Annotated in this window: 20 protein-coding genes; 7 read left to right on the top strand and 13 right to left on the bottom strand. The window is 72.6% G+C overall.

Annotation, left to right across the window (positions count from 1 at the left end; translation table 11 throughout):
- Positions 1 to 79 precede the first annotated feature (79 nt).
- The 4 genes from ACIA8O_RS01775 to ACIA8O_RS01760 all read right to left on the bottom strand — a co-directional run bounded on the left by ACIA8O_RS01775 (position 80) and on the right by ACIA8O_RS01760 (position 4,892).
- Positions 80 to 1,036: a hypothetical protein gene (locus ACIA8O_RS01775; protein WP_396291508.1), complete on the bottom strand. Its 957-nt coding sequence runs from the start codon at positions 1,034 to 1,036 to the stop codon at positions 80 to 82.
- On the bottom strand, positions 1,017 to 3,221 hold the full coding sequence (locus ACIA8O_RS01770) for a hypothetical protein (protein WP_396291507.1): 2,205 nt from the start codon (positions 3,219 to 3,221) through the stop codon (positions 1,017 to 1,019). The genes ACIA8O_RS01775 and ACIA8O_RS01770 overlap by 20 nt, the downstream gene beginning before the upstream one ends.
- Entirely contained in the window at positions 3,218 to 4,144 is a 927-nt protein-coding gene (locus ACIA8O_RS01765; RefSeq protein ID WP_396291506.1) for a hypothetical protein, read from the bottom strand. Before ACIA8O_RS01765 ends, ACIA8O_RS01770 begins: the two co-directional genes overlap by 4 nt.
- Positions 4,145 to 4,265: 121 nt before the next feature.
- A complete protein-coding gene (locus ACIA8O_RS01760) occupies positions 4,266 to 4,892 on the bottom strand; it encodes a Crp/Fnr family transcriptional regulator (protein ID WP_396291505.1) in 627 nt (208 codons plus the stop codon).
- A gap of 246 nt (positions 4,893 to 5,138) precedes the next feature.
- Here ACIA8O_RS01760 and ACIA8O_RS01755 point away from each other — a divergent pair, with 246 nt between their 5' ends.
- The gene (locus ACIA8O_RS01755; RefSeq protein ID WP_396291504.1) at positions 5,139 to 5,999 is read left to right on the top strand and encodes a maleylpyruvate isomerase family mycothiol-dependent enzyme; all 861 of its coding nucleotides are present in this window, start codon (positions 5,139 to 5,141) and stop codon (positions 5,997 to 5,999) included.
- Positions 6,000 to 6,029: 30 nt separating this feature from the next.
- On the opposite strand, the gene ACIA8O_RS01750 is transcribed toward ACIA8O_RS01755, so the two are convergent.
- The 4 genes from ACIA8O_RS01750 to ACIA8O_RS01735 form a co-directional block, all read right to left on the bottom strand.
- Entirely contained in the window at positions 6,030 to 6,428 is a 399-nt protein-coding gene (locus ACIA8O_RS01750) for a hypothetical protein (RefSeq protein ID WP_396291503.1), read from the bottom strand.
- 119 nt (positions 6,429 to 6,547) lie between these two features.
- Positions 6,548 to 7,321, bottom strand: a complete 774-nt coding sequence (locus ACIA8O_RS01745; RefSeq protein WP_396291502.1) for a TauD/TfdA family dioxygenase — start codon at positions 7,319 to 7,321, stop codon at positions 6,548 to 6,550.
- Positions 7,322 to 7,434: 113 nt separating this feature from the next.
- Positions 7,435 to 8,100: a leucine-rich repeat domain-containing protein gene (locus tag ACIA8O_RS01740; protein ID WP_396291501.1), complete on the bottom strand. Its 666-nt coding sequence runs from the start codon at positions 8,098 to 8,100 to the stop codon at positions 7,435 to 7,437.
- Between the two features lie 130 nt (positions 8,101 to 8,230).
- Positions 8,231 to 8,890: a class I SAM-dependent methyltransferase gene (locus tag ACIA8O_RS01735; RefSeq protein ID WP_396291500.1), complete on the bottom strand. Its 660-nt coding sequence runs from the start codon at positions 8,888 to 8,890 to the stop codon at positions 8,231 to 8,233.
- Between the two features lie 125 nt (positions 8,891 to 9,015).
- On the opposite strand from ACIA8O_RS01735, the gene ACIA8O_RS01730 reads away from it, so the two are divergent.
- Together ACIA8O_RS01730 and ACIA8O_RS01725 are read left to right on the top strand one after the other, a co-directional pair.
- Positions 9,016 to 9,615, top strand: coding sequence for a DUF3592 domain-containing protein (locus tag ACIA8O_RS01730; protein WP_396291499.1), 600 nt, complete (start codon positions 9,016 to 9,018; stop codon positions 9,613 to 9,615).
- A 19-nt stretch (positions 9,616 to 9,634) separates the two neighbouring features.
- A complete protein-coding gene (locus ACIA8O_RS01725; protein ID WP_396291498.1) occupies positions 9,635 to 10,804 on the top strand; it encodes a helix-turn-helix transcriptional regulator in 1,170 nt (389 codons plus the stop codon).
- Positions 10,805 to 10,846: 42 nt separating this feature from the next.
- On the opposite strand, the gene ACIA8O_RS01720 is transcribed toward ACIA8O_RS01725, so the two are convergent.
- The gene (locus ACIA8O_RS01720) at positions 10,847 to 12,832 is read right to left on the bottom strand and encodes a hypothetical protein (protein WP_396291497.1); all 1,986 of its coding nucleotides are present in this window, start codon (positions 12,830 to 12,832) and stop codon (positions 10,847 to 10,849) included.
- Between the two features lie 372 nt (positions 12,833 to 13,204).
- On the opposite strand from ACIA8O_RS01720, the gene ACIA8O_RS01715 reads away from it, so the two are divergent.
- Positions 13,205 to 13,516: a cupin domain-containing protein gene (locus ACIA8O_RS01715; protein WP_396291496.1), complete on the top strand. Its 312-nt coding sequence runs from the start codon at positions 13,205 to 13,207 to the stop codon at positions 13,514 to 13,516.
- Between the two features lie 7 nt (positions 13,517 to 13,523).
- On the opposite strand, the gene ACIA8O_RS01710 is transcribed toward ACIA8O_RS01715, so the two are convergent.
- The 4 genes from ACIA8O_RS01710 to ACIA8O_RS01695 form a co-directional block, all read right to left on the bottom strand.
- Complete coding sequence (locus tag ACIA8O_RS01710) at positions 13,524 to 13,781, bottom strand: hypothetical protein (protein ID WP_396291495.1); 258 nt, start codon at positions 13,779 to 13,781, stop codon at positions 13,524 to 13,526.
- Positions 13,782 to 13,947: 166 nt separating this feature from the next.
- Positions 13,948 to 14,523, bottom strand: coding sequence for a ferredoxin (locus ACIA8O_RS01705; protein ID WP_396291494.1), 576 nt, complete (start codon positions 14,521 to 14,523; stop codon positions 13,948 to 13,950).
- A gap of 84 nt (positions 14,524 to 14,607) precedes the next feature.
- Positions 14,608 to 16,413: a CocE/NonD family hydrolase gene (locus ACIA8O_RS01700; RefSeq protein ID WP_396291493.1), complete on the bottom strand. Its 1,806-nt coding sequence runs from the start codon at positions 16,411 to 16,413 to the stop codon at positions 14,608 to 14,610.
- Between the two features lie 151 nt (positions 16,414 to 16,564).
- Positions 16,565 to 18,082, bottom strand: a complete 1,518-nt coding sequence (locus ACIA8O_RS01695) for an alpha/beta fold hydrolase (RefSeq protein ID WP_396291492.1) — start codon at positions 18,080 to 18,082, stop codon at positions 16,565 to 16,567.
- Between the two features lie 221 nt (positions 18,083 to 18,303).
- Here ACIA8O_RS01695 and ACIA8O_RS01690 point away from each other — a divergent pair, with 221 nt between their 5' ends.
- The 3 genes from ACIA8O_RS01690 (at position 18,304) to ACIA8O_RS01680 (ending at position 20,776) form a co-directional block, all read left to right on the top strand.
- Complete coding sequence (locus tag ACIA8O_RS01690) at positions 18,304 to 18,870, top strand: TetR/AcrR family transcriptional regulator (protein WP_396291491.1); 567 nt, start codon at positions 18,304 to 18,306, stop codon at positions 18,868 to 18,870.
- Positions 18,871 to 18,974: 104 nt separating this feature from the next.
- Positions 18,975 to 20,333, top strand: a complete 1,359-nt coding sequence (locus ACIA8O_RS01685) for an MFS transporter (protein WP_396291490.1) — start codon at positions 18,975 to 18,977, stop codon at positions 20,331 to 20,333.
- Positions 20,330 to 20,776: an SRPBCC family protein gene (locus ACIA8O_RS01680; RefSeq protein WP_396291489.1), complete on the top strand. Its 447-nt coding sequence runs from the start codon at positions 20,330 to 20,332 to the stop codon at positions 20,774 to 20,776. Before ACIA8O_RS01685 ends, ACIA8O_RS01680 begins: the two co-directional genes overlap by 4 nt.
- The last annotated feature ends 35 nt before the right edge of the window (positions 20,777 to 20,811 follow it).

The following is a 20,811-nucleotide window of genomic DNA, read 5'->3' as shown; positions in this document are numbered from 1 at the left end:
ACCGGACGACCCCGGGGACCGCGACGGCGTGCTGCCACGACCCGGCCCCGGCGGTGGCGAGGCCTCATGGAGGGCGGCCTCATCCCGCCCTGCCGTTGGCAGAGGTGCCGGTCCTCCCGTTGGGCCCACTGCTCCCGTTGACCCACGGCGGGAGTCCGTCGTCCCCGGGCCGAGGGCCGGGGACCGACCGGCCCAGCGCGACCAGGCGGTCCCGCAGCAGACCGGACAGCTCCTTCTGCTCCTGAGCCGTCAGTTTGCCCAACAGACCGGCGACCGAGTCCTGCCAACTCGTCTCGCCACGCAACAATTCCTGGTGCGACACGGCCCAGTCCAGCACGTCCCGCACCTCGTCCGGCTTGCGCGCCAACCAGAGCGCTGCGAGTGCCGCCGGCCCGTCCTTGACCGCGACCCGGCAGAACTCGTACTCCTCGCGCAACTGCTCGCCCCAGGCCTGCGGCAGCGTTCCCGGCTCGCCGCCGAGCCTCAGCTCGGCGGCGCTCTCCCGGGCCGCGACCTCGGTGACCCGGTACGCCAGTCCGTGATTGGGGATCAGGTACGGCGCCGCGAGGAACTGCATCACCTCGTCCGCCCCGAAGCCGTGCCCGGTGGAGGCGTAGTGTTCCTTCACCTGCCGGAGTCTCAGGTCGATGTCCCGGCGCACCGGCCACCACCCCTGAGAGGTGCTGCTCGCCACGACGCGCACCGGATCGTGCACCCACCAGAGCACCTGGAGATCCACGGCCTCGGAGCCGTAGGCGGTCGGCAGGGTGACAGGCCGGACCGCCCGGCGTTCGTCGAGGTGGACGATGTGGGCGTGCGCGTACCGGTGCGGCCACGGCCTACGGCCCGGCGCGGACTCCGTGCTCTTGACCCGGCCCCGGCCACCGGCGAGGTGGAGCCGGCCGGCCCTGTCCGTGAGGACCAGGGCCCGGTCCCGGCGGCCTGAGAAGCGGTGCCATGCCCACGCCTGCCAGGGTGCCCGCTTCGCTCGGACGTAGGCGGGCTGATCGGACTGGTCATGCTCGGCGTTCGTCATGGCTACCTCCATATGCGTGGGCGCGCTGACCGCCGCGCCACGCCTCCAAGGCCTCGCGGGCGATCAGTCTGCTGGTCGTTTCGATGTCCTCGTCGCCGTCGACCTCCACGAACAGGCGGAACACTCCAAGGCTCATGTCCTGGGCGAGCGCGGAGAGCAAGCTCTGGACGGCTCCCCTGAGCCCTTCGTCCCAGACCGCCGTACGGCACCAGCCGACCAGTGCCCCGCAGGTCAGGTCGAAGCGGTCTTCGTCGTCGAGCGCACCGTGGATCGAGCCGACCACGGCTTCGGTGTGCTCACCGACCGTCAGGAGCTGCTCCCGGAACCACTGCTGGTCGGCCCAGAGCAACTGCGGGAACGCCCGGCGCGCGAGGTCCGCGTACCGCCCGTCGCTGCGGGCCCACTCCTCGAGTCGATCGAACACCACCGACTGGTTCCCGGCTGCGAACAGCTCCAGGAGCGCGCGCAGCACCACCGATCCCACCTGGTACTCATCGCCCTCGTGCCCTCGGTAGGCCTGCTGCAGCAAGGCCAGCGCCAGCTCGGGCCGCGAGGTGCCGAAGTCGGTGCTGCACACCACTGCGGCCGTCCAGCGCGGCTGCCATCTCAGGGCCGCGCTCCACCGGCGCAGGTGGTACTTGATCTCGCCGGCCAACAGCGGGTCCTGCGCTGCGATCCCGAGCGCGAACGCGGCGATGGACCGGCTGTTCGCGCGTGAGGAGGTGGCCAGCTGAAGGATGTGTCCGAGGGCGCGTCGTCCACCTCCCCAGCGAGCCGCGGAGCCCATCACCTGGCCCACGGGTACGGCCAGTTCGGACTCGTGGTGAGGGACCGCCTCCATCCAGCCCGTCAGGAGTGCGGACAGTTCGCCGTACTGGCGCCAGACGTACCGGAGAACCGCCTCCGCCTGCCGGTGACGGGTGAATCTGACCGGTTCCACCGAGTAGTAGTAGCCGCTGCCGCTCCGTCTGGTCTCCACCGGCGCGCACTCCGCACGGACGCTGCGGAGCATGTCGTCGAGCGAGCGACGAAAGACGAAGGCCGGGTTCGGTCCTGCCTTATCGGCCTTCCCCTCGCCGTCCCCGCCGACCGGCAGCGTCATGGCCAGCCGGCCGTCCGCCAGGCGCAGGAGCCGGGCGGCCTCCTCCCGGACGAGCCGGTGGTCCAACCCCTCGAAAACACAGACGGCCAGGAGGAAAGCCAGTCCGTCCGGGTCGTCCCGCAGGGCGTCCAAGAGCTCCGGTACTTCGTCCTCGGCCAGGAAGCTCAGCCGGGCACGGAGATCACTGACACTCGGCCGGTCCCCCTTGGCGATCTCGTTCACCAGCTCGACGACCTGGGCCGGGACCAACTCGGGTGCCAGCAGGGAGCTCAGCTCGGTGTCCTCGAGGTGGGCCAGGAGCGCCACTCTGCGCTGCGGGTCCGGGACGGCCACCTCGAGCCGGGCGTCGAACACGGCGCGCGGCGCGGGCGGTTGGCCGTGGACGGGAGTCAAGTGCAACTCACGGGAGAGGGGGCGAACGCGCTCCCGATCGCCCGGCACGACGATGACCATGCGGGCCCGGGCCGCACGCAACCGGTCCTGGAGCTTGGCAACGGCCCCCGGCCTCAGCAGGGCCTGCGGCAGCAGTCCGTAGACCAGGTAGCCCCTCGCCTCGCTGTCGGTCGGACGCCAGGTGGCCAAGTCCTCGTCGCTGTCCAGGGCCCGGTGTTCGAGGCTGCCCCCGCTGTGACGGAACAACAGGTTCAACGCCGCCGTCCGCCGACCGGTGCCGGAATCGCCGTACAGGAACAGCAGTCCGCCGTCCAACTGGCGGAGCGCCTCGGGGAACCATCCTGGTTCGGCGAAGCCCGATCGGGCGTCCATGATCTCCGCCACCGAGATCGGCCCCTCATGGGCCTCCACCCGGCCACCCCCGGAACGGCCGGCCGCTCCCTCGGTACGGACGTGCTGACCGCCTTGCACCGAACCGGTGTTGATGTTTCCGTGCGGAGCGTAGATGACGTTCCTGCCACCCAGGAGGGCGTTGAGCGCCTCCTCCATCGCCGCCGGGTCAGCCTTGGCGAAGTCCCGCTCGGCACCGTCCGCCCCGGCGGTGTCCGCCTTGACGGCACCCTCCTCGTCACCACCGGTCCTGGCACCCTCCTGCCCGGCTGCTCCTCCGGGGACCTCGGCCTCGCTCACGAGCGGCGCTCGTGCTTGTCGCCGTACACACGGTCGCCCTTGTCGCCGGCCACGTAGTCTCCGCCGAAGGCGTCCCGCGCACCGTTCACCACACTCTGACCGCCGTGCACGGTACCGGAGTTGACGTTCCCGTGGTCAGCCCACTGCCCGATCGTGGTGGCACCCGGCACCGGGACACCGCGGGTGGCGGCGGGTCCGGACACCGACCCGGCCTCCCGGTCCTCCACCACCCGGTCACCCAGGATGCTGCGGTCGTAGAGGTTGCCGGACGGCGCCGGCACGTACAGCCACGCTCGCTGACCGAAGTTCTTCCCCTCCACGGTGGCCGGGACTTCGAGGAAATGGTCAGGGTGGCGCCCCGTGTACCCGCTGACCACCGCGTCCTCGTAGCAACGGCTCGACAGGACGGCCGCAACGTGGGTGACCCGCTCGCTGGACGCGGCCAGCACGGCTTTCACCGGTCGGGAGTCGAGCAGCCGGTGGGTGTCGTTGCGCGGCGTGCCGTTGCCGTCGAACTCGTCACCGGAGTCCGGCAGCGGGCCGACGTGCAGGCTGACCCGGAGGCGGACAGCCATCGTCCCGAGGGAGTGCACGTTGAATTCGGCGAGCAGGTCCTGGAGCGTGTGCAGCCAGGGGTGGATCACGAACGGCATCCTCTCGGGTTCGAACCCGAAGACGTATCCGTCGCCCGTGGAGTTCGGGAACCTCCGGTCCTGCCAGAGGTCGGCCAGCTCCGCGCGCTCCATCGACTGCCGGATCAACTCCGGGATCGCCCGGCTGACCGCACCGTGCTCGACCGCGGGACGACCGGTGAAATCCTTGGCGTCGACGGCCAGGATGCCCCGGTAGGGCGGCAGCAGCCGGCTGCGGTGGTAGGCGGGCTCGCCGAGCGCGGGCAGCTCGGATCGGCCGTACTGGGACATCGGGGCTCCTCGGTGGTGTTGCCGGGTGGGCGGTGCGGTTACAGCTTGGCCACCGGGCGTCCGCCGGACCGCCCACCCGGTGCACATCGGGAGTGACCTGGATCACACGACCGCCGGGCGGTCAGGACCGGGCCCCCGCCGCCACGTTCTGCAGGGCCGGGAGGTCACCGACGACGATCCTTCGCCGCCCGCTGCGGACCCGACAGGCCGCGAGTTCGGCCAGGGCTGCGCTGACCGTGTTCCGCGAGACCCCGAGGTACTGCGCCAACTCGTCACGGGTGAGCTCCAGTTCCACCTCGCACCCTGCCGAGACCGTCGTCATCTCCACCAGGGCGACCAGGGCGGCCGCCAACCGGTCCACCACCCTCCCGCTGCCCCGGGCCAGATCGGACTCCCGGAGACGGGCCAGCGCGTACCTGGTCATCACGGGGAACAGGTCGTGGGTCGAGACGAAGCGCAGGAACGGCTCCTTGGCCAGCACCGCCACCGAGCAGTCGGTGATCGCCTCCACCCGTGCCGACCGTACGCCGTCGTCCAACACAGCCACCTCGCCGAGCAGTTCACCCGGCCCACGAAAGGCCAGCAGCGTGAGCCCGCCGCTCCGGTCCTGCCGGAGCACCTTCGCCACTCCGGTCAACAACGCGAGGACGTGCGTACCGGGCTCCCCCTGGCGCAGCAGGACGTCACCGATCGGATGCCGTCGCTCTCGCGCGCCGGCCACCAACCCCCGCCAAACCCGTTCCCCCATGAGCCGACGCAGGGTCTGCCCGGACGCATCCGGCGCCCCACCGACTCCATCATCCATGCCGACGACCTTAGAGCGCCGCCCCCACCCGAATCCCGGAAACTACGAACACGGACCAGTCCCGCTTCTGCACCGTGCCTGACGCGCCATCCACCGGCCCGACGATCCCGAACCCTGCTTCGCTCCCCTGTCGCCGCGGGCTACCCACCGGTAAGGTTCGGGGTCCGTTCGAGAACCTGGGGGACCGGCATGGGTGCCGTCGTACGTTCCGATGCCGTCCGCGAGCACGAGCGAACCCGTGCCGCACTCGCCGCCGCCGTCGCCCGGCTCGGGCAACTCCTCTCCGGAGCGCGGGACTTGGATGCGGCATCCGGCCTTCCGCACTGGAGCGTCGGCGACACCGCCGCCCACCTGGCCGCCGTGCACCTCGCCTACTCCTCCGCCGTCGGCGACGAGCCGGTCGACTGGTCCGGCATCCTGCCGGACGGGGAGGGCGGGCTGCTGGCCGAACGGATCGCCGCCGTCAACGCCAAGGCCATCACCCTCTTCGACGGTGAACAGCGCTCCCGTATCGGCGAGTTCATCGCCGAACGGGCCGCCGCCTTCCTCGACGCCACCGCCGGCCGGGGCCCGGAGGACCTCGTCCCCACCCCCTGGTACGGGCCGGAGCGGTCGCTCACCGTCGCGGCCGCCACGGGGCTGGTGCTCAGCGAGACGCTCCTGCACGGCCTCGACATCGCGCGCGGCACCGGCGCCGCCTGGCCGATCGGCCGGGACGAGGCCTCCCTGGTGCTCGGTCAGGCGATCCCCACCATGATGCCGCTCGCCCTGGACACCGCCCGGGCGCGCGGCGTCCGGCGCTCCTTCGACCTCGTCTTCGACGGCGGGCTGCGCCTCTCCGTGGTGGTGGACGACGGCACCATGACCGTCACCCGGGACGCCGCGCCCCGGGCCCACGACTGCCGGATCACCGCCGACCCGGTCACCTTCCTGCTGGTCTCCTTCAAGCGCGCCCCGATGTGGAAGGCCATCGCGCTCGGCCGGATGCGGGCCGGCGGCCGCAAGCCCTGGCTGGCCACCAGCCTCAGCAAGCTGGTCGCCACCCCCTGATCACGGGCCCGCCGGGGAGGTGGAGAGCCCTTACGCCGGTGCTCCCGCGCCGGAACGGGCCCGCCGGGTGCGACGGCGCAGGTGGACGACCAGGGGCACGACCGATCCGATCAGCGCCATGACGGCGGCGGCGACCCAGTGCCGCGTCTGCTGGCCCATCAGCACGCACGACAGGACGCCGGACCAGGCGCCCGCGGCCGGCACCAGGGCCGCGTACCGTGCGGCCGTGGTGTCGGTGAGGCGGGCCACGCTGAAGTAGGCGACGACGAATCCGGCGAACAGGGTGTAGGTGTACCACTCCCCGCCGTCCCGGTGGGTGTAGCCGTTGCGCGTGCGTTCCAGCCCCAGGTCGACGTTCCCGGCGACTCCCCAGAAGAACGCGCTGGAGGCCACCACCCCGAGGGCGACCCGCCACACCGTACTCGTCATGCCGGGATCGTACGTGTCCGCCGCGGAACGGGACACCGGGATTCGCGACCCCGAACACCCCGGCCCACCAGGCGAGATGAGGTCGTCGCCACCGCCGCGCCGGCCGCGCCGTGGAGACCCTAGTCCGCCCACACCCGCACCAGGCAGCGGCCCGACCCCGGGTCCTGGTCCGGCGGGTCGGTGAAGGCCGTCCGGCCGTGCAGCACCGCCGTGTTGTCGAGCAGCAGCAGGTCGCCGCGGCGCAGCGGTACCCGCAGGGCGAGGCCCGGATCGGCGAGCACCTCCTCGAAGGCGTCCAGGGCCGCGGTCTGAGCCTCCGTCAGCGGGAGCCCGCGCTCGCGCTGGCCGCGGCCGATCCAGTAGCGGTTGTACTGCACCTCCAGGCGGCCGGCCCGGCGTCGGAAGACGGGGTAGGTGCGCTCGAAGCCGGGCCCGTCGCCGAAGTGGAAGTCCCCGTAGAGCGCCGGGAGCACCTCCGGCCGGGAGGCGAGCAGGGCGTCGTGCACGGCGTGGCCGCTGACCAGTACCGACTCGCCGCCGGCGCCCGCCGGGCGGACGCACAGCAGGCCCAACAGCCGTGGCGGGCCCGGGTACATGGCCCGGTCCGTGTGCAGGGCGAGCCCGGCCTCGTCCCGCTCCGCCCCGGCCACCACCAGGCTGTCGCCGGGCCTCTCGGGGTCCTCGGGGCGCACCTGGCCCAGCCCCGCGAGGTACCGCTGCGCCACCCCGACGCACCCGCCGTCCGTCAGGCCGTCCAGGCCGATCCCCCGGACCACCGCCAACCCCGGCCCGTTCCACAGCAGTTCGGCGGGCTCCCCCACGGCCCAGTCCTGCTCGGCCACCTCGGCCCCCCGCCACACCGAGGGCCCCGCCACCGCCACCGGCTCGTCCATCGAGGCCTCCCTCCCCCCGGCCACCCCGGACCGGCCCCGACGAGGGTAGGCCCGCGCCCCCACCCGGTCACCCCGTCCGGCACCCCCGCGGACGAACACGACCGGAAACCGCCCTATCCCTCGGCCGGGAGGTCCACCCGGCCCCCTGCGTGCGGCCCCGCCGCGTAACCCTCGGCCCCGGCCGGAAGGGCCGCGACGCACGCCGCCGAACAGGCGTTGACCAGCAGGGGCAGGGCGTCCGTGGCCACCCGGAGCGTCAGCCACGCCTGGTGCAGGCGGCCGTCGCCGACGGGCCCGTCACAGACACTGCAGCTGCGGACGGCCGTCGGCCCCCACCGCTTGGGGTCCAGGTCGGTCAGGTCCAGTCCTGCGGAGTCCCGGACCGGCCGCAGCCGCGGGAAGGGCGGGCGGAACTTGTAGTTGCCGAACAGGGCGCGTGTGCTCACCGTGCTGCGGACCAACCGGGCACAGCGGGTGATCTCGTACGGGAACCAGTGCAGTCGGCCCGAGGTGTACGGGCTGAACTCCTCCAGCGCGGTCATCGCACCGATCTCCGGCGGGATGCGGACCAGGTTGCTGCCGTAGAGCACGAGGTGCCGGACGGAGGTCAGCCCGGCGATGCTCGGCGGCAGGGTGACGACCTGCCGCCGTTCCTCCGCGTTGAGGTCGGCCAACGGCCGGAACTCCTCGCGCCCGTCCGCCGCCGCCTCGTCCACCAGTTCCAGCAGCCGCAGCCACCCGGGCGCCGAGACGTCCTGCCGCTCCCTGTGGAAACCCACCCGGGCACGCGGGTGCACAGCCGTCTGGCTGAAGCACCGGCAGACCTCCCGGCCCGCTCCCCGACCCGCCCCGCGCATCCAACTCACTCCGCCCTGCATGACGCCACCTTACGTACCGCGACGAGCCCCCTCAGACCCGGGCGACCAGGGCGTACCGCTCGTCACCGACCGGGCCGCCCCACAACTCCGGCCGACCGCTGAGGGGTTCGACCCGGAGCTCCGCGACCAGCGGACGGACCGCCGCCGCGAGGGTGTCCGCGCCGACCCCGCCCTGCCAGGGCAGCCGCTCCGCGCCGTCGACGTACGGCTCGGCACCCGAGCCCGCCTCGCGCCACCGTCCCTCGACCAGCACCAACCGCCCTCCCGGCCGCAGGCGCCCGACCCACTCGCGCAGCGCGGCCCCGGGGTCGGGCAGCGTCCAGACCAGGTGGCGCGAGAGCAGGACGTCGAACCGCTCGGCGCCGGTCGGCGGCTGCGCCGCGTCCCCGACCAGGAACCGCGCGGGCAGCCCCGCCGCGGCCAGTTTCGCGCGCGCCCGCTCGACCATGGCCGGCGCCAGGTCGACGCCCGTCACCCGGTGCCCGGCCTCGGCCAGCAGCAGCGACAGCGAACCCGTCCCGCAGCCGACGTCCAGGACGTCGACCGTCGGCCCGGACGGCAGCAGTGACTCCAGCAGCCGCGCCCAGGCGAGCCGGGTGTGAGGGTCCGTCAGCCCGTGGTCGGGTTCGGCGTCGAAGGTCGGTGCGGCGGTGTCCCAGTAGCCGGCGATGGCGGCGGTTCGGTCGTCCATTCCGGCATCCTGTCAGCCGCCCCTGACATCTCCGGCACCCCGATGTCCCGCCCGTGGAACCGCTCGTCCGCCGTAGGGCATCCTTGCCGTGCGGAGTGATCACGCTCCTGCGCAGAGCCACGGGGGTGGAAGTGTTCCAGGTCTTCGGCACGGTCTTCGGAGTGGTCGGGCTGCTGGTCGCGGGCATCGGGGTGTTCCTCGGCGTCACACTGGTCAGGCGCATGCGGACCCGTTCCCGGGTGCTGGCCGGCGGCCTGCTCGCGGAGGCGGTCTGCCTGGAGACGTACATGACCCACTCGGGCGGCCACAGCACTCCGCACCGCAGCGCCCGGCACGTGATCCTCGGCTTCCGCACCGAGGACGGCCAGGAGGTCCGCATCGAGGACACCTCCCGGGTCCCCCGCGTGGTCGGCGACCACGTGACGGTCCGTTACTTCCCCGACCGCCCCCAGCACGCCGCCGCCACCGACGCCCCGCCGGCCGGAACCCCGGTGGCCGTGGTGATCGGCCTGGCGGTCTGCGCGATCTTCACCTGCGTCGGCGTGCTCCTCGCGACCGTGGGCTTCGGCGTCAGCGCCACCGCCCCCGACCTCCCCGGCCCCCGCTCGTTCCCGTCGGACTTCCCCGCCCCGGGTTCCTTCCCGTCCGGCTTCCCCGGCCCCCGCTCGTTCCCGTCGGACTTCCCCGCCCCGGGTTCCTTCCCGTCCGGCTTCCCCGGCCGCTGAGACAGCGCTGCCGTGCGCCGTGGTGTGCGCTCGTGCGCCGGTCCGGAGGCGGACTTCCCCCGACGCGTCCGCCGCCGATCCGCCCTGGGCACCGTCGGGTTGGGCAGACTGGCCCGGTGGTGACCTTCCGGGATCGGAGGCCGGGTTGAACTCCTTCGGGCGCACGTTGCGGCTGCTGCGTCACCGCGCGGGCCTGTCCCAGCCGGAGCTGGCAGGGAAGGTGTTCGTGTCCCAGGCGACGATCAGCCGCTTCGAGGCGGGTACCCGGGCGCCCGGTCCGGCGCTGGCCCTGCTGCTCGACCAGGCGGTCGCGGCCGCGGGCGCGCTGGCCTCCCTGGTCCCGGCCGACGACGACCGGGCCGCCTTCCTCGCCCGCAGGCCGGGCCTGGTGGACAGCGCGGCGATCCTTGAGCTGGAGTCAGGTCTCTACCGGCTGCGCCGACTCGAGGACGCGTCCTCGTCGGCGGACGTGATGCCCATGGTGGCCGCACGGGCCGAGATGGCCCTCCGCGCGGCCAAGGACGCGCCCTACGCGCTGCGCGCCCCGGCGATCGGCGTGGCGGCGATCGGGGCCACGTACCTCGGCTGGTGCCACTTCGTGGCCGGACGGTACGAGGCGGCCGAGCTGACGCTGGACCATGCGGTGAGCTACGCCTTCGAGTCGCGGGAGCCCGACCGCATCGAGCGCGTGATGAGCTTCCGCGGCGTGCTGGAGCTGGTCTGGGGAAACCCGGCCGCCGCCGCGTCCATGTTCGGTGCCGCCCGTCACGACACCCGTGTCCACCCGGCCTTCCGGGCCTACGACACCGCGCAGCAGGCACGGGCGCTCGCGCACGCCGGGGAGGCCCGGGAGGCCGACCGGCTGCTGCTGGAGACCGACCGGCTGGGCGAGACGGTCGACTACTCCGACGTCCCGGTGAGCGGCTACTGGTACACACCGGGGTGGCTGGCCCTGCGCCGGGGCGTGGTGATGCTCGCCCAGGGCCGCACCGCCCAGGCCCGGCGGGAGATCGAACAGGGCTACGCCGCCATGCCCGCGGAGCACCGCCGGGCCTACTGGGCACGGCAGTGGATCGAGACGGTCACCACCACCCACGCGCCCTGCGACCTGGTCCTCCCGCCGCACCACCGCGGCAGACCGGCGGCCCCCTCCGCCCGGCCGGCTCGGCCACGCCGGCCGCGGACGTGACGGAGGCCGCCGTGGCGGTGCACGGCGGCCTCCCACGGGGCGTCAGATCACGGGCTCCGACGGGGCGAGCCACCGCCCACCGCGGTACACCGCGTAGCAGAGGGCGTTGTCGGGGCTCCTCCACAGCACGCGGAAGGGCCGCTGTCCGTTCACTTCCAGGTCGAGGACCTTCGGGGCCACCTCGGCGAACGCGCAGGCCAGCACCACCCGGTCACCGACTGCGAGACCGGGCTTCAGCCCACCGGTGATCTTCGCCATGTCGTCCTTGACCCCGTCGATGAACCCATCGCCGTTGTACAGCGATTGAGCCTTGATCTCGACCAGGATCTGGTCCGGCAACGACGAGGGGTTGCTGTTGACCAGCAGGTCCGCCCTCCCGCCGCCCGGGTAGACGCCCGCCTCCCGCACGATGTGGACCGTGCTGTCCTGCCCGAGGATCGCCGCGGTCAGGTCGACCTGGACCCATCCCTCCCAACCGCCGTTGACCAGGCAGTTGTGCGCGAACTGCCGGGTGCGCCGGCCGGCCCACTCCCGGGTCGACCGGAGGAACTGTCCCAGGTCGAGCCGCCGGCCTTCCCGCACCCCGGCGACGGCCGACTGCGGCAGCACGGAACGGTCGATGGTGTACACGTTCAGCGTCCAGTCGGTACCCCGGTCGTACGCGCCCTTGACGTGGACCGACGCCCGGTTCCCCAGCAGGATCGTCTCGCTCTCCTTGCTCCAGTAACCGTCAGACCCGTCCGCCCAGTTGGCGACCACCTCCCACCCGACGACGACACCCGTGCCCTGCCCGGGGTCGGGGTAGTCGAACGTGTGGGTCCGGTACCCGACCTCACCCCCGCCCTTGCGGTAGTCGAGCCGCCGGAGGGTGACCGGCCACGGTGCACCGGTCTGGCTGGTGCACCCGTAGGACCAGCGGCTGCGGCTGCCCGCCGACTGCTGGGCACCGGTCGCCGGCTCGGCGGCCTGGTCCTCCAGGCAGTCGACGAGGAAGCCCAGCTGCGTCGTCTGCGTCAGGTAGGTCCCGCGCAGGTCCGCGTCGTGGACCAGGTCGGCCTGATGGGCCGTCACGCCGTTGCGCAGGTTCTCGTACAGCGGGTCGATCAACTCCGAGCCGTCGGACGACTCGTAGCGCGACGTGGCCCGCCAGTAGGAGGTGTAGAGGTCCGCCAGCGACTCGAAGTCGTCCGAGGGGACGTCGATCGTCAGCGGGTAGGCGGGGTCGAGGTAGCTGTAGTGGCGCAGCTTGACGGAGACGTGGTGCGAGTCGCTGAGGTGCGCCTTGAACCGGTCGAGCAGCGGCGGGATCGTCTGCGGGTCCCAAGGCCCGCTCGGCGGCGTCCAGTTCTCGTAGCCCTCCATCACCACCGAGCAGGTGATGCTGACGTCGTTGTCGGCCGCGGCGGTGGTGAAGCCGGTCGCACCCGTCACGGAGAACACCTCGGGGACGTCGACGTCGATCTTCTCCTTGAACGTGGTCATGTCCTTCTCGCTCCGGGCCGTGCAGGTGTAGACGGCCAGGAACCGCGCGCCGCGGCGTCCGCCGGCGACGAAGTAGTCGCCGTACCGGGCCCGGAACGCGGCCGGGTCACCGATGAGCGCCTTGGCCTGGTCGGTGAGCCGGTACTGGTCCTGCGGTGCCTCGTCGTACGTGTCGTAGGCCATCGCGTATTCGGCGATCAGCGTGACGGCCGTCGCGGAGTACTCCACCGACGAAAGGTATTCCGTCGAACTGCTGACCGTGGCAATGGCCTCGATGTTGTACTTCCCACCGGTGGCCGCGTCGACGACCCTGTTGTAATCCTTGTCGCTCTCGACGAACGTGTAGGTCTCGGTCGAGGACTGGCCGGCGACTTCCGTCACGGTGAAGGGCAGCAGCGCGACGTTCGCCACGCCTCCCGTGACGGCGTCGATGCCGTCCGCCCGTCCGAGCGAGTAACTGTCCTGCCACGGCAGATCCGAGACCGACGCATCGAGCGTCGTCGTGTCACTGCCGTTCTGCCGGGAACCTGCGACTGTCCGGGACATGACTCGGCCCCTCTCTGGGGGAATGCCTCATGGGCTGACCGGAACGGGAATTCCGCTTCCGTGAAAAACCGTAAGTGCGTCCACGAACACCGACAAGCCCCAGCAAAGGATCGGAATAGTATTCCGAAGCCCCCACCGGGACGCCGCGAACAATATCCCCTCTTTTCCCGTCGGACTCGGCGCCCACCCGCGAAGGCCGGGCCGCCCACTCCCCGACAGCCTGGCCGACCACCCCGTGATGCCTCCACCGCTGAAGCTTTACCAAACGGTCGACCAACGCACGCCGCACGCCCGGTAGTTTCCAAGGCATCCACCGAACACCACCGCAGGCACCCGCCCCCCTGGGCGGGCCGTCTGTCGAAAGGACGTGCCGTGAACCAGGTCGACCTCTCCGCCACCGCCGCCCAGCTCCCCGCCGCCTGGGCCTCCCAGGTCCTCGCGGAGGTGGGCACCGCCGTCGTGAAGCTGCTCAGGATGGACGGCCGCCCGCTGGCGCCCGAGGTCCACCCCACCCCCGAGGTGCTCCTGGTGGTCGAGGGTCGGCTCGAACTCCTCACCGGCGGGGCCGACTTCACCCTGGGCCCCGGCGAGGCGTACCACCTGGCGGCCGGTGTGGAGCACGCCGTCCGCCCCGGCAGCCACGGCACCCTGCTGATCGTCGAGGTGCCCGAGGCGGCGGCCTGAGCCTCCGTCAGGACTTGTGGCGCTTGGCGTAGTGCTCGCCGGCGCCGCCGACGGCCAGGCCGGCCGCCATCATCACCACGTAGCCGAAGACCTCCCAACCGGACGGGACGAGGAACCGGACGAAGCCCAGGAAGTGGATCCAGCCGAACAGTTCGTGCAGCAGCCCGGAGGCGCCGCCGACCAGGAGGACGAAGGCGAGCAGGTTGGTGACGGAGGTGAGCGGCGGGGTCTTCGACGAGCCGGAGGAGGAAGGAGAAGCGGTCATGCTTCGACGCTAGTCACGCCCGTCGCGGCCGGGTATCAGCCGTGAGTCGGAAGCCCCGTCGACGAAAGTAGGAGACGTCCTCGGCACGGGGCGCCGGCCCGCGGACGCGAGCCGGGCGGCCGATCGCTGACGCCGCCGTTCCCCGCAGGTCCCGGCGGCGCGACGATCACGGTGAACGGCGCGGGGCCCGTGCCGGGGCCAGGTCGGGCAGCAGGTCGTCCGGTGTGGGTGAGCGGCGCTCCTCCAACCAGTAGAGGTAGGTCCGGAGGTCCGTCTCCAGGCTCCCGGAGTCCGTGCCGCCCGTGATGTAGGCCGCGAAGTCGCGGACGCCCTCCACCGTGTGCTGTCGGGGGTCCATGGTGTCGATGCGCTCCCACTCCCGCGACTGGTCCCTCAGGTACTCCAGGACCCGCCCGCGGTCACGCCACCACTCCCGGACCAGGTCCGGTGTCCACCTCTGGTCGCCGTCACAGTTGTAGCCGCCCCACGGCTCCTCCTCGATGGCGACGAGCACGTCCGCGGCCTCGCCGGGCGTCCGCGGCTGGCGGTAGACGTACTCGCCGAAGTAGTCGTCCCCGTAGAGGACATGACGGGGTGCATGGAGCCGCCCGGTCCCGCAGTTGTCCGTCTCACCGCCGTACACCGGCCCCGGTACGTTGAGCCAGAGGCGGTCCTCCCAGCGGCCCGTGTAGCTCGGGTGGGCCTCGAACAGGACTGCCGCCGCATCGAAGTAGAGCGTCATGCGGTCATCGTATGGTCGGTCCGCACGGCAGCCCGCCGCACATCGGTCGGCGGGCTGCGTGCGGGCGTCGGAGCCCTGGGGGTGTCAGCCCAGCGGCAGTTCCAGCTTGGCCTCGCTCCCGCTCACGGAGCTGACCGTGGTGGTGGTGAGGGCGGGGAGGTCGGAGCCCGCGTAGGAGTACAGCGGGTCACGGCTGTTGACCACCAGGGCGAGCCGGTGGCCGGTCGGCAGGTCGTAGGAGACGGCCTGGAGGTTCCAGCTGACGGTGGTGCCGGTCTTCGGGGTCAGGCCGGTGACCGTCAGCGGCTCGTGGGTGATGATCCGGGCGGTGCCGTCCGGGGCGATGTCGTACAGGTAGGCGATCACGGTGGCGGCGTCGACGGTGCTGCGCACGGTGAGCCGCACGGTGGCGGTGCCCCGGATCCGGCGGGCCACCTCGTCGGAGCCGGTCAGCGGGTCGGTCGACCAGACCAGCAGCCGGTCGCGCTCGAAGGTGGCCGGCTCGTAGGACCTGGGGTTGCCGAACCACTCCTGCTGCCCGGTCTTGAGCAGCTCGCCCGCGACGGCGGAGGTCAGGGCGCCGGCCTCGAAGTCCCGCGACCACCCGGCGGTCGGCTTGTCGGTGAGGGTGCCGTCGCCGGTGTCGTCGGCACCGGTGAGGTGCCAGGACTCGCTGCCGGTGGTGACCTCGTGCCAGGACGCGTACGTCTCGCGGCGCGCCGGGACGGTGATCAGCCGGGTGCCGCCCGGGACCGCGACCGTCTGGTAGGTGAACATGCTCTGGCTGCTCACGGCCGGCTGGTTCGGCACGTCGTTGTCCACGCCGAGCAGGTGGTGGTCGAGCCAGTCGTAGGCCTCCCGGATCGGCACGGCCAGCCCGGGGAACGGCAGGCCGGTCACCAGCCCGACCAGGCCGGGGCCCTCGGGGGCTCCGTGGTCGCCGATCCACAGGTTCAGCCGCTTCGGGACGGTGAGCCGTTCGAAGAGGTCGAGCACCGGGTTGACCGGGAACAGCGTCTCGTGCCAGGTGTTCGAGAGGAACGTCGGGACGCCCCGTGCGTTCGTCCGGTCGACGTGGGCCGCCGGGGAGCGCCGGGTGCCCCACTCGACCACCTCGTCGAGGTCCCGGCCGTCGAGGAAGTTCTTGAGGAGCCGCTGGGTCTCCTCGTCGAACTTCTCCTCCAGCGGGCCGCCGGTGAAGTCGATCAGCGCCTGCACGGCCGCCAGGTGCCGGGTGCCGTTGTCGTACAGGCTGGTGGCGAGGTTCCCCCAGGTGCTCAGCGCGACCACGACGTCGACCCGGCCGGCCGGGTCGTTCGCGGCGACCAGCTGGCTGATCCCGGAACCGTAGGACTCGCCGAGGAAGCCGATCCGGCTGGGGGCGAAGGCCTCCTGCGCGTAGTCGATCACGGACGAGCCGTCGGCCCAGTCGTCGGGCCCGGCCACGTCGACGAAGCCCTCGGAGGTCGACAGCCAGCCCTGGATGCCGATGCCGCGTGGGGAGTAGGCCAGCACGTGGTAGCCGCGCTGGGCCAGCTTGAGGTAGGCGTAGAGGAAGGGCAGCCAGCCGTACGGGTTCCACCCGGCGGGCACGATCACCACGGGGTGCGGGGCGCCGTCCGTCAGCTCGATGCCGAACGCCGACAGCCGGACACCGTCGTTCGCGGTGATGCGGGGCAGTGTGACGGTGGCACTCCCCCGGACTTCGGCCACCAGCTCCGAGAGCTCCGGCGGGAGCTCGACGCCCTCCTCCCCCTGGAGGGCGGCGAGCAACGCCCGGGACACGTCGACGACGGCCTGGCTGACGCTGTGGCCGGGGCCCCAGACGCCGTTGGTGGCGATGTCGGTGAGCGTCGCTTCGGTGACCGACGGGGTCGGGTCACTGGTCATGCGGAACCACCTTCTCTGTATACGAATGCTGGTCGGCATCATGATCAGAGCGGTGGAAAGCAAACTGATGCACTGTCATGTTCACCAGAACCAGTGATGCTGATGCGAAAGGCACTCGCACGCGCCTCGCCCACGCCACGCAGTCCGGTACTCAGCGCCCTCCTGCTCCGCCCGCAGCACCGCCGCAGGTGAGGTCCTTCGCGGGGAGGCGGCCCGTGGTCAGGTAGCGGTTGACGGGGGCGTCGGCGCAGGACGGGCCGACCACCACCACGCCGTGGCCCTCGCCTCCGGCGACCGTGACCAGACGGGCGCCGTGCAGGGCCCGCCGCATGCCCTGGGCCATGGCCAGCGTCGTCTTCGGGTCCCACTGGTTCTGCACGATCAGGGCGTTCACGTCGTTGTCCACCACCGTGACGGGCTCGCGGGCGGCCGACTTCCAGAAGGCGCAGGGCTGGATGTTGGCCGCGATGTCACCGGCCAGGGGGCGGGTGGCCCGGTCCCGGATCGCGTCCCGCCGGTACTGCTCGGGGTCGCGCGGCCAGCTCCGGGTGTCGCCGCAGAAGACGGCCCAGGCGACGGCGAGCGGGTTGTCCGCCGGGACCTCGGAGGCCGAGGCGGGGACGGCAGCTGCGGCGGGGGCGGCGGCACCCGCCGGTCCACCCGCCGCTGCCGTCTTCAGTGCGACGACCCACGGCGTGACGGTCTCGACCCGGTAGAAGTCCTCGTACCGCAGGCGGATGGCGTCGCCGGTGAGCAGCTCGCCCCCGACCGGGATCGGCGTGCGGTCGGCCCGCGCGACCAACTCCCAGAATCCCGAACGGACTTCGGCCGCGGTCGCGCCCAGCCCGTACGTGGCGTTGCGCGCGGCGGCCCACTCGGTCCAGCGGGTGAAGGCCAGTTCGGCCCCCTCCGACCAGCCGCGGAAGGCACCCCGCCACGCGAGGGCCGGGTCGAGGGAACTGTCGAGCACGAAGCGGTCGGCCCGCCGGGGGAACATCTGCGTGTAGACGGCGCCCAGATAGGTGCCGTAGGAGTGGCCGAGGTAGGAGATCCTCCGCTCCCCCAGGGCCGCGCGGATCGCGTCCATGTCCCGCGCCGTGTTGCGGGTGGTGATGTGCGGCAGCAGGTCCCCCGACTTGGCCCAGCACTTGTCGGCGACCGACCGCGCCCGGGCCACGTCCTTCGGGAAGGTCGCGTCCGAGTACGGGTGGTGGACGGTCATCTCGTCCTCCGTCAGACCGCAGCCGATCGGCGAGCTCCGCCCGACCCCGCGCGGGTCGAACCCGATCAGGTCGAAGCGGTCCCGCACCTCCGCCGACAGCACCGGCTCGATCTCCACGGGCATGGCCAGCCCGGAGCCGCCCGGCCCACCCGGGTTCATCAGCAGCACGCCGTGCCGCTTCGCCGCGTTGCCGGCCTTCACCCGGGACACCGCGATGTCGATCGTCCGGCCGCCGGGGTCCGCGTAGTCCAGCGGCACCTCGACCTTGGCGCACTCCAACTTCGCCGTCCCGTCGAAGTCGCAGCGCTCCCAGCGGAGTTGCTGCTTCCCATATGTCTCCGCCGAGCCCTCCGCCGCGACCGCGGTCGCCGGAGCGAGCCCCGCCAGCACGGCCACCGCCGCACCCACCGTCAGTGCGGAAATCGTTCGTCCATCTCGCAGAACCATGTCGGCCCCCCTGTGCGGAATCAGTACCTCGGACGTCCACCAGTCTCCGATCCGCCCCGCCCCCACCCCGTACGACGCCGGGATGGCTTCACGGTCCGACCCACGGAGGAGCGGAGCACGCCGACCCCTACGGGAGCGGACCGCGGGACCCTGACGTCCCGTCAAGCCCGCCACCGCGCCGGAGGGTTGACGCACCGAAGTGTGAGTGGTTTATTACTCATATGCAGACGGGACGCCAACGCCAACTCTCCACCGCCGACGAACGCCGCGAGACGGTGCTCCGCACCGCCATCGGCGCCTTCGCCGCCCGGGGGTACTTCGGCACCACGACCACCGAGGTGGCGAAGGCCGCCGGGATCTCGCAGGCGTATGTGTACCGGCTCTTCCCGAGCAAGGAGGCGCTGTTCGCCGCCGTGGTCGAGCACTGCTTCGTCCAGGTCCGGGCCGCGCTCGAACGCGGGGCGGCCGAGGCGGAGGGGAGTGCGGCGGAGGCGGTCCTGACCTCGATGGGGGACGCGTACGCCAGGCTGATCAGCGACAACGACCTGCTGCTGGTGCAGTTGCACGCCCAGGCGGCGGCGGTCTCGGTGCCGGCGGTCCGCGACGCGGTCCGGGCGGGGTACGCCCGGGTGGTGGAGTACGTGCGGGGCGCCTCGGGCGGGGACGAGCGGCAGGTGCAGGAGTTCTTCGCGGTGGGCATGCTCTGCCACCTCATCGTGTCGCTCGACGTCGAGTCGGTGGACGCGCCGTGGACCCGCACGCTCAGCGCCGGGATCACGCACTACTGATCACGCACCACTGAAGGAAGAAGGCGGCCCGCAGCACGGGCCGCCACTTTCCAGACCGAAGAGTGAGTGGTCGACCACTCATCAATCACTCGCAGGGGGACACCATGCACCGCAGCGCACTCACCGCCCTCGCCGCCGCCCAGTTCACCGTCGTCCTCTCCACCTCCGTGGTCAACGTCGCCCTGCCGCAGGTCCGCGACGGCGTCGGCCTCTCCCCCGACGGGACGGCCTGGGTGGTCAACGGCTACGGGCTGGCCTTCGGCGCACTGCTCCTGCTCGGCGGCCGGGCGGCCGACCTGCTGGGCCCGCGCCGGGTGCTGGCCGCCGGGCTGGCCGTCTTCGCCGCCGCCTCGGTGGCGGCCGGGCTGGCGGAGGGCCCCTGGCTGCTCGTCGGTTCCCGGGCCGTGCAGGGGATCGGGGCGGCGGCCGCCGCACCCGCCGCGCTCGCCCTGCTGGTGCGGCTCTTCCCGCCCGGCGGCGGGCGGGCCCGGGCGCTCGGGGTGTGGGGAGCGGTCTCGGGGGCGGGCGGGGCGGGCGGGGTGCTGCTCGGCGGGGTACTCACGGAGGCGTTCGGCTGGCGCTGGATCTTCCACGTCTGCGCGCTGCTCGCGGCGCTCGCCCTGGCCGCCGCGCTGCGCACCGTCCCTCCCGACGGCCCCCTCCGCGGTGACGGGCCGTCAGCCGACCTGCCCGGGGCGCTCACCAGCGCCGCCGCCGTCCTCGCCCTCGTCCACGGTCTGAGCTCCGCCCGCGGCTCCGGCTGGACGTCCCCTCCGGTGCTCGGCGCGCTCGCCGCCTCCGGTCTGCTGTTCCTGCTCTTCCGCCGGCTCCAACTCCGGTCCGCCGCACCGCTCCTGCCGCCCGCGCTGCTCCGCCGGGGCACCGTCGGAGCGGCCAACCTCCTGATGGCCCTGCTCGGTGCCGTCTGGGTCGGACTGTTCTACTTCCTCCCCCTCCTCCAGCAACAGGTCCTCGGCGCCGGCCCGCTGGCCGCCGGGCTCGCCCAACTCCCGCTCGCCGCCGCCAACATGGCGGGCGCCGCCCTCGCACCGCGGCTGGCCAGGACGCTCGGCCCGTCCGCGACCCTCACCGCCGCGCTGCTCGCCCAGGCCGCCGGGCTGCTCTGGCTGGCCCTGCTCGCCACCCCCGGCACCGCCCTCGCCGCGCTCACCGCACCGACCGTGCTGATCGGCCTCGGGCTCGGCACCGCCTTCGTCCGGCTCACCGGCGCGGCGGTGGACGGTGTCCGGCCGGAGCACACCGGGGTGGCCGGCGGGCTGGTGAACACCACCCGTCAGCTCGGCGGCGCCGTCGGCCTGGCCCTGCTCTCCACCTTCTCGGCCGCCACCCCGGCGACCGCCCACCGCACCGCCTTCCTCCTGACCGCCGCCCTGGCCGCCACGGCCGCCGCACTCACCCCCTTCCTGCTCAGGACCACCGAGACCCACGGAGTCACCCGATGAACGTCCACATCGACCGCACCGCCCCCGCCGTCGTCGAACTCTCCACCACCGTCCGGGCCCCGCTCGCCCGCCTCTGGGAGCTGCACACCGACATCGCCGCCTGGCCCGCCTGGCTCCCCGACGTCACCGCCGCCGAGACCGACGGCCGCCCGCTCGCCGTCGGCTCCGTCTTCCGCTGGCACACCCACGGCCTGGACATCACCTCCACCGTGCTGGAGCTCGTCCCCGGCCGCCGGATCGTCTGGGGCGGCCCGGCCCACGGCATCGAGGGCGTCCACGTCTGGACCTTCGAGGAGACGGACGGGGGCGAGGTGACCGTCCGCACCGAGGAGTCCTGGAGCGGCGCCCCGGTCGACGCCGAGCCCGAGGCGCTCGGACAGGCCCTCCGGCAGTCGCTGGAGAGCTGGCTCACCACCCTGCGCTCCACCGCCGAATCCCGCTGACACCCGCCCCTGACACCCACCCTTCCCGGAAGGAC

The sequence above is a fragment of the Kitasatospora sp. NPDC051853 genome (assembly GCF_044452665.1).
In the GTDB taxonomy this organism is placed as follows: Bacteria; Actinomycetota; Actinomycetes; order Streptomycetales; family Streptomycetaceae; genus Kitasatospora.
Note: the sequence above shows the minus strand (reverse complement) of the source record. Positions and strands in the feature narration are given on the sequence as shown.